Genomic DNA, 15,065 nt, shown 5'->3' with positions numbered 1-15,065 from the left:
TACGAAAGAAATAGAATGCCGCCGGCGCCTGCCGATCGTGTGACGGCATGGCGGTAGCGTGCCAAAAAGTAAGAAACATAACAAAGAATGTTGGGGAAGTTGTTTGTCAGTTCAGGAAAACAGCAAAAAAGCCAAGCGTACGACCATAAATCCGGATCAAGATGCCATCGCGCTGGTGGGGATGGCATTCCGGTTCCCCGGGAATTGCGACGACGAGCGCAGCTTCTGGGCCGCCCTGAAGGAGGGCCGCGACCTGGTCACGCAGATCCCGACGGACCGGTGGGCTACGTCAGAACTCCAGCACCCAAAGCGATCCGAGCCCGGTCGCAGCATCACGTTTTCGGCGGGCGTGCTGTCGCGCATCGATGAATTCGATGCTGGCTTCTTCGGTATTTCTCCGCGCGAGGCGGCATGGCTGGACCCGCAGCAGCGCCTGCTGCTGGAGTTGTCGTGGCAGGCCATGGAGAATGCCGGCGTTGCGCCGTCCACGCTAGCGGGCACCCGCTGCGCCGTGTACGTCGGCATTGCCGCCCTGGACTACGGGACCCGGGCATTGGACGATATGGCCAGCCTGTCCGCGAATTCCATGACAGGCAATACGCTCAGCGTGGCCGCCAACCGCTTGTCCTACGTCTACGATTTGCGCGGCCCCTCGCTGGCTGTCGATACGGCGTGTTCTTCGTCACTGGTCGCCTTGCATCATGCCTGCCGCGCTATCCAGGCCGGCGAAGCGGACTGCGCACTGGTGGGCGGCGTCAATCTGCTGCTGCACCCTTATCCATTCGTCGGCTTCACCAAAGCCGCCATGCTATCGGCCACGGGCCGCTGCCGGCCATTCGATGCCGCAGCCGACGGGTACGTGCGGTCCGAAGGCGCGGCGGTCCTGTTGCTGAAACCCTACCAGCAGGCGGTGGCCGATGGCGATGACATCCAGGCCGTTATCCTGGCCAGCGGCGTGAACGCCGATGGAGCCCGCAAGACGGGCATCACCATCCCCAGCGCCGAGGGGCAGGCCGAACTGATGCGGGAGGTCCTGGCGCGCAGCGGTCTGGCGGCGGGTGACGTCGATTTCATCGAGGCCCATGGCACCGGCACGGTGGTGGGCGACCCCGTCGAGGCCACGGCGATCGGCGAAGTGTACGGCAAGCCTCACGCCACTCCGCTGCCTATCGGCTCCGTAAAAGCGAATGTCGGCCACATGGAGGCCGCCTCCGGCATGGTGGGACTGGTGAAGACGGTGCTGGCGCTGAAACATCGCGCCTTGCCCGGGTCCATTCATCTGGAGGATCCCAATCCCCGGATCGACTTTCAGGCGCTGAACCTGGCGCTGTCCACCGAATACCGCACACTGCCCGCGTCCGACCGGCCGCTGATCGCCGGGGTGAATTCTTTTGGCTTTGGTGGCGCCAACGCCCACGTGCTGTTGCAGGGGCCGCCGGCCGCCACGCCGCGACTCGTGGCGACCGGCGCCGCCGCGGACCGTCTGCCGCCCTTGCTGGTGTCGGCTCGCAGTGCCTCCGCGCTCGCTGCTCTGGCCGGTCGTTACGCCGACGAACTTGTCGCCCATGGTGCGACGGTCTACGAGGACGTCGCCTACGGCGCGGCTTTTCATCGTGATCGCCTGGACAAGGCGCTGATCCTGCAGCCCGCCTCGTTCGCGGACGCAGTGGAGCGGCTTCGGGGTTTCGCCGACGGCGGCGATTCCGATGCCGTTCTGACGGGCGACACGCTCGCCGAGCCCGGTGATCTCGCATTCGTCTACTCGGGTAATGGATCGCAGTGGCAGGGAATGGGCTGCCGGCTGCTGGATGAGTCCCCCCGGTTTGCCGCTATCCTGGGTGAACTGGACGCGCTTTTGCAGCCACTGGCCGGCTTTTCGATCCTTCGGGAACTGCGTGCGCCGGTTGCCGAATACCGGCTTGCTGATACCACCGTGGCGCAACCGCTGCTGTTCGCCGTGCAAGTGGCGGTGACCTTGCTGCTGCGCGAGCGGGGTATCGAGCCGCAAGCTGTCACCGGCCATAGCGTGGGCGAGATCGCTGCCGCCTGGGCCTGCGGGGCGCTCACCCTCGACCAGGCGGCGCATGTCATTTGCGCCCGCAGTCAGGCCCAAGGCCTCACGCGCGGCACGGGCCGCATGGCGGCTGTGGCCCTGTCGGCGGATGCGCTGGCACCGGTTCTGGTTGAACTGGGTCTCTCCGCCCGCGTGTCCGTTGCGGGCTACAACAGCCCCGCCAATCTCACGCTGTCGGGCGATCTGGAAAGCCTGGCGCGCCTGCAGGCTCGCCTGGAGCCGCAGGGCGTCTTCTTCCGCCTCCTGGATCTGGACTACGCGTTTCACAGTCCGTACATGGACCCCATCCGCGACCAGCTCTTGTTGCATCTGCGGAATCTGGAGCCGTCAGCCCCAAAATCCGCAGCATTCGTGTCCACCGTTACGGGGAACGCCATAACAGATGGCGGTCTGGACGCCGGGTACTGGTGGCGCAATATTCGCGAGCCCGTTCGCTTCGAAGCCGCCGTGCGTCGCCTTGCCGATCAGGGATGCCGTGTCTTCCTGGAGATCGGCCCGCATGCGATCTTGCAGCGTTATCTGAATGAAAGCCTGGCTCCCTTGAATCTGCAGGCCCGGGCGCTAGGCACACTGCGCCGCCAGGATGACGGTCTGCAGCAGATCGAGCGCGCCGTCGGCAACTGCCTGTTGTTGTCCAGGCCTTCGGTCTTGCGGGCACTGTTTCCGGTGGCCCGCCCCCGTGTGCGCTTGCCCAACTACCCATGGCAACGCGAGCGGCATTGGCATCCGCAAAGCAGTGAGAGCCTGCTTGCGATCCACAGGCATCGCGAACATCCGTTGCTGGGCTGGCGCCTGCCCGATGCCGAGGCGGCCTGGGAAAACACGCTGGACGCCACGATCCTGCCTTGGCTGGCCGACCACCAAGTGGGCGGGGTCATCGTATTTCCGGGAGCGGCCTATGCAGAAATGGCGCTGGCCGCCGGCGGTTTCTGGCGCGGCAACGTGCCGTCTGTGCTGGAGTCGTTGGAAATCCTGGCGCCGATGGTGTTCGATGGCGAACACGCTCGCAGCGTCCGCCTCGCCGTCAATCCCCGCGATGGCGGCTTCACGATTCTGAGCCGCCAGCGCCTGAGTCAGGATGAATGGACGCTGCACGCTGCGGGGCGTTTGCTGGAGTCCTCGGGGCAACTACCCACGGTGCGCATGCCGGCACCGGGTGACGTCCGCCGTGCCGTCGATCATGACACCCATTATGCGCTGGCGGCCAGCCTGGGGCTCGCTTATGGGCCGGCCTTCCGCGGCCTGCAGTCCATTCGGGTCTACGGCGATCGCCTGGAGGCCACGCTGGATCCGCCGGCGGGAAGCGAGTCCGCCGACTATCTGCTCCATCCGGGCGTGCTTGACCTCTGTTTCCAGGTTTTGATCGCATTTTTTCAGGATGCCATCCACGCGGGCCATGGCGTGGCGATGCTCCCGGTGCGGATCGGCCGGCTCACCCTGTGCGGACCCGGTCCGGCCCGGCGCCTGCGGGTGCGGGTGTTGCGCCGCGGGCATCGATCTCTTCTGGCCGACTGTGAACTGCTCGATGAGGGTGGCGCACTATTGGCTCTGGCCGAAGCCTGCCGCTTTCGCGCTGCTGCCCTGAATCCGAACGCCAATAAGGCGGTTTCGCGTTGGCGTGTCAGCCCCCGCTTGCGGGTGCATCCCCACGACGAGCAGCGCACAACGATGCCGGCGCCTGCCGACGTCGTCCCGCTGTGCTCCGACAGCCTGTCCCCGCTGCTGGCCGCTCGCCATCAGTGGTTCCGCGAAACCTTGCCGCTGACCGAAATCCTGGTCCTGTCCTTTGCCTTCGGGGCTTGCCAGGACCTGGCACAGCAACCGGGCTCGCCTGATTGGGCCAACATGTTCGACGGGCCGCAGGCCAGTCCCATGGTGCGTTGGCTGGGCACGCAGCTGCGCGCCGAGGGTCTGTTGCTCCCCGAGGGTGAAGGCTGGAAATTGGCGCAGGATGCCGAGTGGCCGGTGGCTGCGGAATTGTGGCGCAGTCTGATGCGCGGCAACCCGGCCTATTTGCCGCAACTGGCCTTGATGGGCCACTGGGGCCGCCAACTGCCCGCGCTGCTGCGGGGCGATCTGGATCCGCTGGCCCTGCGGGATCGTCTGCGCCGATCCGCGGTCGCCGAGAGCCGCTATCAGGGCGACCCGACCTATTTGGGTGTGCGTACGGCGTTGGTGGCCGTGTTGCGCTCTTTGGCGGCCGCGTTGCCCCCGACTCGTCGACTGCGGGTGCTGGAGTGGACGGCTGGGCTCAGCGGCCTACCCGGGACGCTGTTGGCCGCTTTGCCAGAGGAGCAGATCGATTATGTGATGGTGGTCGCTGATCCGGCTCTGTCTGACCGCCAGGTGGCCGAATATCAGAATCGGCCGGCGGTCCGTGTGCTGGGATCGAGCCATGACTCGCAGGCCGTCTGGCAAGAGCTTGGAGGCGAGCGGTTCGACCTGATCATTTATCGCCATAGTCTGCATCTTTTGTCCGATCCGGCTGCAGCGGTGGCCCGGGCCCGCCGGCAGCTTGCCGCAGGCGGTCTGCTGATCGTTGCCGAGCGCAACCCCGACTGGAGCGCCCATCTGGTTGAGGGCCTGGATCCCGCCTGGTGGCTGACGACCGCAGCGGATGGCCGCGCGGACGGGCCGCAGGCCACCGCTTTGCCGACCGCTCCGTTGTGGCAGCCCGCCGCGTGGCGGCAGTTGCTGCAGGATGCTGGCTTGGGGCAGAGCACGGTTTGGTGCGAACCGGCCGCCGGAGACCTGGCCGAAGGCGCGTATCTGGTCCTGGCGCAATGCCCCGAGGCCGATGTTGAAGCGGCACGTGCTCTCACCTCCGGGGCTCCTGCTGTGGTCGATCCCACTGCGGACGCGGACCGGCCCGTCGATACGGCCGGCCGCTGGTTGCTACTGGTCGATGAGGCCAGTCTAGCGTTTGGCACCGAGCTGTCCCAAGGGCTGTGCGCCCGCGGGCTGTCGGTGGCGGTCCGCAACGCTGTTCCAGACACTGAAGCGGGCTCATGGGCCCATTGCGTCTCTTTGATCGGCTGGGTCGAGTCCGCGGACCAGTCAGCTGGTCCGGCTATCGCGCTGATGGCCTGCGCCCAGAAACTGATGGGGCTGCAAATCCCGCCGCGCCTCTGGATTGTTACGCGGGGTGGCGGCCTGGGCGGCGGAGACCAGGCAGATGGCCCAGCTCCCAGTCCCGCACAGGCCGCATTATGGGGTTTCGGCCGCGTGTTGATGAACGAGGCGCCGGCATTGAACTGCACGCTGGTCGACTTGGGCGATGGGGATGCGGACCGCCTGATGCGCGAACTGTGCCATCCCGATGGGGCCCACGAGATCCTGTGGCGGTCGGGCCGCCGAGAGGTTCCCGTGATGCAAGAAGAGCGCCGCACATCGGCGGCGCCACGCCAGCGTGCGGATCGGTTCCATCTGGATTTCCATGTGCCGGGAAAGCTGCGCAATCTGGTCTGGCTGCGGGATGCGCAACGCCCGCTGGAAGATCACGCCATCGAAGTCCAAACCCGCGCCACGGGCCTGAATTTCCGTGATGTCATGTATCTGATGGGCCTGTTGCCCGACGAGGCTGTGGAAAGCGGCTTTGCCGGCGCCAGCCTTGGCCTGGAGTTCTCCGGAGTGGTCAGCCGGGTGGGCGCGGCCGTCCGGGATCTGTCTCCGGGCGACCTGGTCATGGGGTTCGGTTCTTCCTGTTTTGCCAGCCATGTGCTGACCCGCGCCGACGCCGTCGCGCGCATGCCGGAAGGCTGGTCCTTCGAGGCGGCCGCCACAGTGCCCACGGTGTTTTTCACCGTGTACTACGCGCTGAAGCATCTGGCCGACTTGCAGCCCGGCGAACGTGTGCTGATCCATGGCGGCGCGGGGGGCGTGGGCATCGCCGCGATCCAGCTCGCTCGTCACATCGGGGCCGAGATCTTTGCCACCGCCGGCACGGACGAGAAACGCGACTTCGTCAGTCTGCTGGGGGCCGACCATGTCTTTGATTCGCGCAGCCTGGCGTTTGACGACCAGATCCGTGCCGCGACCGGCGGTGAAGGCGTGGATGTGGTGTTGAATTCGCTGGCTGGCGAGGCCATGCGCCGCAGCCTGGACGTGTTGAAGCCTTTTGGCCGGTTCCTGGAATTGGGCAAGCGGGATTTCTTTGAAAATACGCCACTCGGCCTGCGGCCGCTGCGCAACAACATCAGCTATTTCGGCATCGATGCGGACCAGCTTCTGACCGGCCGGCCCGCGCTGGCCGCCCGTCTGTTTGCCGAGGTCATGGCGCTATTTGCCGACGGCACTCTGGCGCCGCTGCCGTATCGCTGCTTCACCGCCGACCGCGTGGTGGATGCCTTCCGCGTCATGCAGCAGGCCCGCCACATCGGCAAGATCGTCGTGTCGCTGGCCGACGCCCGGCCGCCGATCGAGCCGCCCGAGCTCACCAGCCAGCCGCTGGCGTTGTCGGGTGATGTCACCTGGCTGGTCACCGGCGGTTTGTCGGGATTCGGCCTGGAAACCGCCCGCTGGCTGGCGGCCCGCGGCGTGCGCCATCTGGTGCTGCTGGGGCGGCGCGGTCTGGACGCACCCGGCGCGGCCGATGCCATCCGGAATCTGGAGGCGCTTGGCGTCCAGGCCCATGCGCGCGCCTGCGACGTTCGCGATGCCGGTGCCGTCCGGGCGTTGCTCAGCGAGGTCCGCCGAACGCTGCCGCCGCTGCACGGCGTGGTGCATGCGGCCGCGATATTCGACGACCGTCTGGTCAGCCGGCTGGATGCCGACAGCATGCGCGGTGTGCTGGATACGAAGCTGTCTGGCGCCTGGCACCTGCATCAGGCCACGTTGGCCGACCCGGTTCGGTATTTCGTGCTGTATGCGTCGGTCACGACGGCCATTGGCAACCCGGGCCAAGCCAATTATGTGGCTGCCAATGCAGGTCTGGAAAGTCTGGCTGCGTTGCGGCGCCGCGAGGGGCTCCCCGCCACCTGCATCGCGTGGGGACCCATCGGTGATGCCGGCTACCTGACGCGCCACGAAGCCGTGCGCGATAGCCTGGAACAGCGCCTGGGCCGGGCGCCCTTGTCGGCGGCCAGGGCGCTGGATGAACTGGGCCGCATTCTGGAACAGGACAGGCCCAGCGCGATCGTCGCCGATTTCGATTGGAATGTGCTGTCGCGGCTCCTGCCGTCGGCGGACAGCCCTCGTTTTGCCGTGCTGAACCGGACGCGCCAGGACGTCGATGTAGCCACCCAGGACATTCGCGCCCTGATTCGCGGCAAGGACCCGGAAACCGTGCTTCGCATCGTGCGGGAGCTGGTGACCGGCGAAGTCGCCCAGACCTTGTCCATCGCGCCCGATCGAATCGATGCCCAGAAATCCTTGCACGACCTGGGCATGGATTCATTGATGGCGGTGGAGCTGGCCCTCGGTCTGGAACAGCGCTTCGGCATCCAGCTTCCCGTCATGATGCTGAACGATGCGCCTACCGTGGCCAGCGTAGCGGCCCGCATCATTGAACGGCTGACGGACGATGCGACTGGCGACGACAGCGATCCTTCAGCATCTGTTGAGTCAAGTGCCGCCGATCTGGTGGCCAGTGTGGTCGGCCGGCACGAATCCGGTCTGAGCGCCAGTGAATTGCAAGATCTGGCGGCCGATACCCGGCAGCTCGCGAAAACCGGAACATCCCTGATCTGATGAGCAAAACCGAATTCAGCACGACGAACAAGCTTCAGCTCATCGACCGTATCCTGGGCAAGAAGACCGCAGACAATGGGTCGTCCGGCGCGGTGCCCGTCGGGCGCCGCGCCGCCCGCGCCGTTCCTGACGCCTGGACGCGATTCGACCGCCAGCCCGCCTACGAGAAGATGCTGGTCTCCAAGGCCGCGTCCCAGCGTCTGGGACTGGACAACCCGTTTTTCCGGGTCCACGAAGGCCTGGCGGGCGCCACCACCCGCATCGGTGGGCGCGACTATATCAATTTCTCCAGCTACAACTATCTGGGTCTGGCGGGACATCCGCAGGTCAATCAGGCCGCCAAGGACGCCATCGACCGCTACGGCACCACCGTGTCGGCCAGCCGCCTGGTGGCGGGCGAACGCCCCATCCAGCGCGAACTGGAACATGCGCTGGCCCGGGTCTATGGCACGGAAGATTGCGTGGTTTTCGTCAGCGGCCATGCCACCAACGTCAGCACCATCGGTCATCTGTTCGGTCCGAAGGACTTGGTCGTGCACGACAGCCTGATCCACAACAGTGTGCTGATGGGGGCTCAGTTGTCGGGCGCCACGCGTCGTTCTTTTCCGCACAACGACGCGGGCGCCCTGAACCGCTTGTTGAGCGATATCCGCAATCAGTTCGAACGCGTCCTGATCGTAGTGGAAGGCATCTACAGCATGGACGGCGACATGCCCGACCTGCCGGCGCTGATTGACGCTAAGCGCCGCCACAAAGCCTTCCTGATGGTGGACGAGGCCCACGCCCTGGGTGTGCTCGGCAAAAGAGGCTATGGCCTGCACGAGCATTTTGGGATGGGCGGCCGGGATGTGGATATCTGGATGGGCACGCTATCGAAGACGCTGTCAGGCTGCGGCGGCTATGTCGCGGGCGAGCGTGCTTTGGTTGAACAACTGAAATACGCCGCCCCGGGATTTGTCTACAGCGTGGGCATCGCGCCGCCGCTGGCGGCGGCATCACTCGCGGCGTTGACGCTGATGCAGGCCGAGCCCGGGCGCGTTGCGCGGTTGCGGCAGCGGGGCCAGTTCTTTTTACAGCAGGCCCGCCAGGGCGGTCTGGATACCGGTCTGTCCCAGGGGTACTCGGTGATTCCCGTCATCCTGGGCAGCTCGCTGAAAGCCGTGCGCCTTTCGAATGACCTGTTCGAGCACGGCGTGAACGTGCAGCCCATCATCCATCCCGCCGTCGAAGAAAAAGCCGCCCGCCTGCGGTTTTTCCTGAGCAGCGAGCATACCGAGGCCCAGATCACGGAAACGATCCGGCTGATTCAACAGCTCGCCTGAACAGACCAGAATTCCAATACCGAAATTTGATGGCCGACATTAACCTCCCCGCTACCTCATCCACTGCTTTCGTCGCAGCGGAGCCGGACCGGACCGTGCCCGACCTGGAATTGGAGGACATCCAGGCCGAAGTCACCCAACGGCGCCGCAAACGGCGTCTGTTGTGGGGCATCGTCATCCTTCCCATGGTCCTGGCTATCGTGTATTACGCTCTGCTAGCCGACAGCCGCTATGTCAGCCAGGCTCAGGTGGCCGTGCGCCAAACCAATGGCGAGTCCAATCAGGCGCTGCCCGGCCTGGCCATGATGCTGACGGGCACCAACCCGGCGTCGCGCGAAGAAACCTTGTATCTGCGCGAGTACATCCGGTCCCAGGACATGCTGGACGCCCTGAATGCGCGCTTGAAATGGACTGCCCATTTTGCCGGCCGCTGGCGCGATCCGCTTTATTGGCTGCCGTCCGACGCCACCACTGAAGATCAGCTTGTGTTCTATCAGCGCCTGGTGAACGCCCAGTTCGATGAGGAGACCGGCCTGCTGACGGTGACTGTAGAGGCTCTGGATCCGGCCTTCGCGCAGCGCAGCCTGGAATTCATCCTGAAGACGAGTGAGATTTTCGTCAATGAGCTGTCGCACCGCATGGCTCGCGAACAAGTGCAGTTCGCCGAAGATGAACTGGCCCATGCCCACCGGGATTATGAGGCTCAGCGCGACCAGATTCTGGATTTCCAGCGTCGGAATCAATTCCTGGATGCGGGTGAGGCCGCCAAAAACCGTGCCACCATCATCGGCGAACTGGAGTCCCAACTGGTCACGGCCCACGCGGAGTTGAAGGCGCTGAAAGCTCGCTTAACCGCCGACGCCCCGGCCGTGCGCACCAAGCAGACCCAGATCCGCGCGCTGGAACAGCAACTGGATGTCGAAAACAAGCGGCTGCTGTCTGACCAAGGCCAGAACAATCTGAATGTGGTAGCGGCGCAGTTCCGCAAGCTGGAGGTGGATGGCAAGATCGCCGAGGAGACCTACAAGCTGGGTGTGGTCGCGCTCCAAAACGCCCGTATCGAGGCCATCAAGAAAATCCGCAGTCTGGTGACGGTCGTGTCGCCCAACCTGCCCGATGAGGCCCTGTACCCACGCCGTCTGTACAACCTGTTCACTCTGTTGATCGTGCTGTTGCTGGCCTATGGCATCACCCGATTCATCATCGCCAGCATCGAGGACCATCGTGATTAAACCCTTGCGACTTTTGGTGTGCCTGGCGTTCTGTGGTGTGCTGGCGGGGTGTGCGGGATCCTTTCTATCGGCCGGGGGCCCATCCATCCGCCAGATCCAGCATCAGGCTGAACCGGATACGCCCGATGCCACGCCGCCTTACCAGCTGATAGACCTGAGCGCCCGGACCATCGCGCCCTACATGCGCCCGCCGGATGCCGAGCCCGTGGCCGCCGTGACGGAAAAACGCATGCCGCAACTGCGGCTGGCCGCTGGAGATGTCATCCATCTGATGATCGCGGATACGGCTGCGGACGGCGCCATTTTTGCCCCGCTGAGCAGCGGCGGCACCGTCTTCCCGCAACTCCGTGTCGATGCCGATGGCCGCCTGTCGCTGCCGTACGTCGGCCATATCCGCGTGGCCGGCCTGACACCCTACGAAACCGAACAACTGATCCGCCGCAAGCTGAAGGGCGTGGCTGTCGATCCCCAGGTTCACGTGGCGCTGACGGGGGACCGGTCGGATGCGGTGCTGGTCGCGGGGGCCGTGAAGAATCCGGGAAGAATCTCCGCGCTGGACGGCCCGCTCACGCTGCTGGACGCCATCAATCGCGCTGGCGGTGCTGTACTGGAACCCTATCTGGTGCGCGTGACCTTGCGTACCGGAGACCACGCCGAAGTCTACAACTACCAGGACGTGCTGGAAGGCCAGAACCGCATCATCCCCCCGGACTCGGAAGTCATCCTCGACCGCAACCGGCAGCGATTCGTTGCCATGGGGGCTGTGGTGAAGCCCGGCCTGCATGATTTCCCATCGCAAAACCCCAGCCTGTTGGAGGCGCTGGGTGTGGTCGGCGGCCTGCGCGATAGCACGTCCGACGCCACAGGGGTCTTCGTTTTTCGTTTGGCCGATGCCCAGCCGTCGTCGGACGCCGCCGCGCCTGCCAAGCCCCGGGCCCAAGTGTTCCGCCTGAACATGGCCGACCCATCAGCGCTATTTCTGGCGCGGCAGTTCCTTGTACAGCCCGAAGACGCGATCTACGTGACCAATGCGGGCGTGTATGAATGGCAAAAGATCATCTCGCCCATTGTGCAGGTCCTGGTTCTGGGCCGGACCGCGGACACCCTGGGGAACTGACACCATGGCTGTGATCCCGCCCCGGACCGCGTTCAGCATCACCCGTGCCGTGGTCTTCGCCATGGTGCTGCGTGAAATGCAGGTGCGATTCAGTTCGCGGCGCCTGGGCGGTGTGTGGACCTTGCTGGAACCTCTTCTGCATCTGGTGCTGATGATGCTGATCTACGCCTATATCCGAAGCAGGGGGTTGCCAGGCATGGATTTACCGGTCTTCCTGTTGTTGGGCGTGCTGCCTTTCCTGATGTTCAAGAATATATCTTTGAACATGATGGAGGCCCTGGAGGCGAACCGCGCTCTGTTCGCCTACCGCCAGATACAGGTCATCGATGCGTGGATTGCCCGTTTCGTCGTGCATTTCTGTATCTCTGCCAGTGTGTTGCTCCTGGTTGGATTCGTCATGGCATTCTGGGGAGGCTATGACCTGCGTATTCATGCACCCCTGGAATGGGGGTTGACGTGGCTGGTGGGCCTTGCCCTGGCGTTTGGGCTGGGGATGATCTACTGCGCCCTCGCGGAAGTCATGCCGGAATCAAAGAGCATCATCAGGCTTGCGTATTTCCCCTTGTATCTGCTGTCTGGCGCAATCTTTCCTGTGTGGCATCTGCCGTCCCCCGTCCTGGACTGGATGGCTCTGAATCCCTGGCTGCACGTGATCGAGTTGCTAAGAATCGATACCAGCACCGCATACCCAGTCATCGCACAGATCAATTTGGTATACCCCGCTGTCTGGGCGGCAGCCACCGTATTTATCGGCCTGGGCCTGTATCGTGCACGGCGCCTGCACATGATGGCGGCCTGATGATTGAAGTCCGCAATCTGTACAAGTCGTACCGCGATCGAAGCCAACAAAAACGATATCGTGTATTCGAAAATCTGTCGTTCACGATCCCAGAAGGGCGCAATGTCGCCATCTTGGGCCGGAATGGGTCTGGCAAAAGCACGCTGTTGAGGCTGTTGGGTGGCATCGATGTTCCCGACCGCGGCCAGATCATCACGGACCAGCGGATCTCGTGGCCTGTGGGCTTGAGCGGCGGCTTCCAAGGATCACTGACCGGGCGCGAGAACGTGAAGTTCGTGGCCAGGGTTCAAGGGGCAAGTGGTTCCGCATTGCAGCGAATCGTTGATTACGTTGAATCCTTTGCTGAGATCGGCAACTATTTTGATGAACCGGTCAAGACCTATTCGTCCGGCATGCGAGGCAGGGTCGCCTTTGGCCTGAGCCTGGCGTTTGATTTCGATTATTACCTGATCGACGAGGCAATGTCGGTCGGCGACGCACATTTCAAGAAGAGGGCGAAGGCCGCACTACACGAGAAGATCGGGAAAGCCAATGTACTGCTGGTGTCGCATAACATGGGGGATGTAGCTTCCCTTTGCGATTTGGTGTTGGTGGTCCAAGCGGGACAGATCCATCTCTATGAGGAAGTAAAAGCCGGGGTTAGGGCCTACCAGCAGGGATAGACGAAATCGGTCTCTGCGGATTTTCCAATCCAATCATTCTCATAGCGATCCGGCAAATCAAAAATCATATGACGAGAAACGCCCACCGAAAGCTCAAGAAACTAGTCCGTGACCCCGAGCTTTTCTTCCGCGATCTACTGATGAAGAGGAACCCTCCTGTTTATAACGAAATAGGATGTGACGCGTATACCGAAGAAACGCTGATCTCATCCAATAGCCTCTTGGAGGGGCTGATCCCCAACGACGTCCCTGTAGACGCTGTCTTCACCTGGGTCGACTGTAGTGACCCATGCTGGGAACAGAAAAGGCAAAACTTCCTCCTGTCCTCCGGCAAAGTGGAGAGCCTGTATGCACGTAGCCGGGCGCGATTTAGAAATCATAACGAATTGACGTATTCCGTCCATAGCGTTCTCACCAATATGCCATGGATAGGATCGGTATACATCGTCACCGACGGACAGCGACCAAACTGGGACCACGTCGACGACAGGATCAAGTTTGTGGCTCATGATGAGTTTATATCGTCCCGGTATCTCCCAACGTTCAACTCGCACGTAATAGAGGCGAATCTCCATAAAATCACTGGGCTGTCAGAAAATTTCATTTATTTTAACGATGACGTTTTTGCCGCCCGGGCGCTTGCAAAGGGCCATTTTTTCTCTTCGAATGGCCTTGCAATGCTGTTTCCGTCTGGAAAGCGCATCTCCAAGCTGGTGAACCGAGGAATCAGGACGGCGACACTTGTCGCGTCCCTCACCAGCTCCCGCCTTCTACAGCAACGCTACGGAGTGTCGGTGGACGTTCCCCTGGTACACACTTATGTGCCTCTGCGGAAGTCTGCCTATCGCTTGGCCTGGAGCTATTTTGAAGACGAAATAATTCGCTTTCAGCCAAGCAGATTTCGAAGTGATGGTGACCTGAATGTTGCCACGTTCCTGGTCCCATGGCTCATGTATTTGGAGGGGATGGCGTGCCTGGGACGGGACGTGTGTCACTATTTCAATATCGCTTCCCCTACGGCTTCACGGTACTACGAAAACCTTATTATGGCGCAAAAGAACGGAGCGGCACCGCACTCCTTTTGCGCAAATGACGTCAGTGATATAGACAACGTGCCCGGCTACGAGGCGTCGTTTGACAGGTTTATCGCGGAATACTATGGCTTTCCGTGCAGCTAGGTATCTGAACCGCGACAGATATGTCGATCGCAGCTAAAGGAATACCGTCGGGTTCTGGCGGGAATTTCTTCGTACACACTCACTGATTTTCGCTACAGAAATATGATGCTCAAGCCGTATTCCTTCGATAAGCTTACTCAAGAAGCCGTCGAATTTTGCGTTGCTGATTTTCTCACGTTCACAGAAAAGCTGTCTGAATATACTCCCGGTGATATCGGCATAGTAGGTGATGCGTCGAATCGCATATATATGGAGGATGGCAAACCTCCGGAAGGGCTGAAGATCATATTCACGAATAAGGCAGTGAATTGCAGGGTGATCATAAGGACCGGTGCGGCAATAAAGAACAGCAGGATTTCGTTCAAGTCAGAAGGCCAATTTTCTTATATTGGGGCAGACGCCGCGTTGAATGGCGTGACTGCGGTATTGCTAGGCGCCAAGGATTTCGTGATAGTAGGGAACGGTGTCTCAGTTACGGCATCTTCGAGCTGGAGCACTGGGTTCAATTCTGGTGTCTCGGGAAATGGGCTGATCGTCGGAGACCATTGTTTAATTGGGCCTGAGCTGGTAATTCGCCCGGCGGACGGCCATCTCGTCATAGACCTAGAGAGCCGACAGCAAATGAACAAGGCGGTTCGACCGGTCATTATTGAGCCCTATGTCTGGATCGCCCAACGGGCGGCCATCCTGAAAGGAGTAAGAATTGGGGCTTGCTCGATTGTCGCGTTCGGGGCTGTCATTACGAGATCTTGCGGACGGTTTAGTCTCATGGCCGGAGTTCCAGCTAAAGCTGTGGACCTCGGTAAAAAAATGTGGCTACGGAACAATGCCAAGAGATCCGTGCAGATTCAACAACTGTATGAGAAGAGGTTTCGGAGTGATCTTGTTAGCGAAGATTAGAGATGCAGACTTCCACGCTGCGAGGACCGTCATCGTAGAAATTTGATTTTCCGAGAAGCCCGATTCACGCCTCTCATGTCGGTTAATGCGATC

Annotated in this window: 8 protein-coding genes; all 8 read left to right on the top strand. The window is 62.2% G+C overall.

What is annotated here, in order from left to right; translation table 11 throughout:
- Positions 1–103: 103 nt before the first annotated feature.
- The 8 genes from ACVCMJ_RS05865 (at position 104) to ACVCMJ_RS05830 (ending at position 14,972) form a co-directional block, all read left to right on the top strand.
- Positions 104–7,762 carry an SDR family NAD(P)-dependent oxidoreductase gene (locus tag ACVCMJ_RS05865; protein WP_447080503.1) on the top strand — a complete coding sequence of 2,553 codons (7,659 nt, stop codon included), beginning with the start codon at positions 104–106 and terminating at the stop codon, positions 7,760–7,762.
- Entirely contained in the window at positions 7,762–9,084 is a 1,323-nt protein-coding gene (locus ACVCMJ_RS05860) for an aminotransferase class I/II-fold pyridoxal phosphate-dependent enzyme (RefSeq protein ID WP_447080502.1), read from the top strand. The genes ACVCMJ_RS05865 and ACVCMJ_RS05860 overlap by 1 nt, the downstream gene beginning before the upstream one ends.
- Before the next feature lie 29 nt (positions 9,085–9,113).
- Complete coding sequence (locus tag ACVCMJ_RS05855; protein ID WP_447080501.1) at positions 9,114–10,316, top strand: Wzz/FepE/Etk N-terminal domain-containing protein; 1,203 nt, start codon at positions 9,114–9,116, stop codon at positions 10,314–10,316.
- Positions 10,309–11,433, top strand: coding sequence for a polysaccharide biosynthesis/export family protein (locus ACVCMJ_RS05850; protein WP_447080500.1), 1,125 nt, complete (start codon positions 10,309–10,311; stop codon positions 11,431–11,433). Before ACVCMJ_RS05855 ends, ACVCMJ_RS05850 begins: the two co-directional genes overlap by 8 nt.
- 4 nt (positions 11,434–11,437) lie before the next feature.
- Positions 11,438–12,232 carry an ABC transporter permease gene (locus ACVCMJ_RS05845; RefSeq protein ID WP_447080499.1) on the top strand — a complete coding sequence of 265 codons (795 nt, stop codon included), beginning with the start codon at positions 11,438–11,440 and terminating at the stop codon, positions 12,230–12,232.
- Entirely contained in the window at positions 12,232–12,894 is a 663-nt protein-coding gene (locus ACVCMJ_RS05840) for an ABC transporter ATP-binding protein (protein WP_447080498.1), read from the top strand. Before ACVCMJ_RS05845 ends, ACVCMJ_RS05840 begins: the two co-directional genes overlap by 1 nt.
- Before the next feature lie 68 nt (positions 12,895–12,962).
- Complete coding sequence (locus ACVCMJ_RS05835; RefSeq protein WP_447080497.1) at positions 12,963–14,072, top strand: stealth family protein; 1,110 nt, start codon at positions 12,963–12,965, stop codon at positions 14,070–14,072.
- A gap of 102 nt (positions 14,073–14,174) precedes the next feature.
- Positions 14,175–14,972: an acyltransferase gene (locus ACVCMJ_RS05830; RefSeq protein WP_447080496.1), complete on the top strand. Its 798-nt coding sequence runs from the start codon at positions 14,175–14,177 to the stop codon at positions 14,970–14,972.
- Positions 14,973–15,065: the final 93 nt, after the last annotated feature.

Source organism: Castellaniella sp. UC4447_H14, from assembly GCF_052978285.1.
The sequence above is the reverse complement of the archived record's forward strand: the minus strand, read 5'-3'. Positions and strand labels throughout refer to the sequence as shown.

Coding starts and splice junctions, on each gene's coding strand:
- ACVCMJ_RS05860 (WP_447080502.1), top strand. CDS start 7,762: ATGAGCAAAACCGAATTCAGCACGACGAACAAGCTTCAGCTCATCGAC.
- ACVCMJ_RS05855 (WP_447080501.1), top strand. CDS start 9,114: ATGGCCGACATTAACCTCCCCGCTACCTCATCCACTGCTTTCGTCGCA.
- ACVCMJ_RS05845 (WP_447080499.1), top strand. CDS start 11,438: ATGGCTGTGATCCCGCCCCGGACCGCGTTCAGCATCACCCGTGCCGTG.
- ACVCMJ_RS05840 (WP_447080498.1), top strand. CDS start 12,232: ATGATTGAAGTCCGCAATCTGTACAAGTCGTACCGCGATCGAAGCCAA.
- ACVCMJ_RS05835 (WP_447080497.1), top strand. CDS start 12,963: ATGACGAGAAACGCCCACCGAAAGCTCAAGAAACTAGTCCGTGACCCC.
- ACVCMJ_RS05830 (WP_447080496.1), top strand. CDS start 14,175: ATGATGCTCAAGCCGTATTCCTTCGATAAGCTTACTCAAGAAGCCGTC.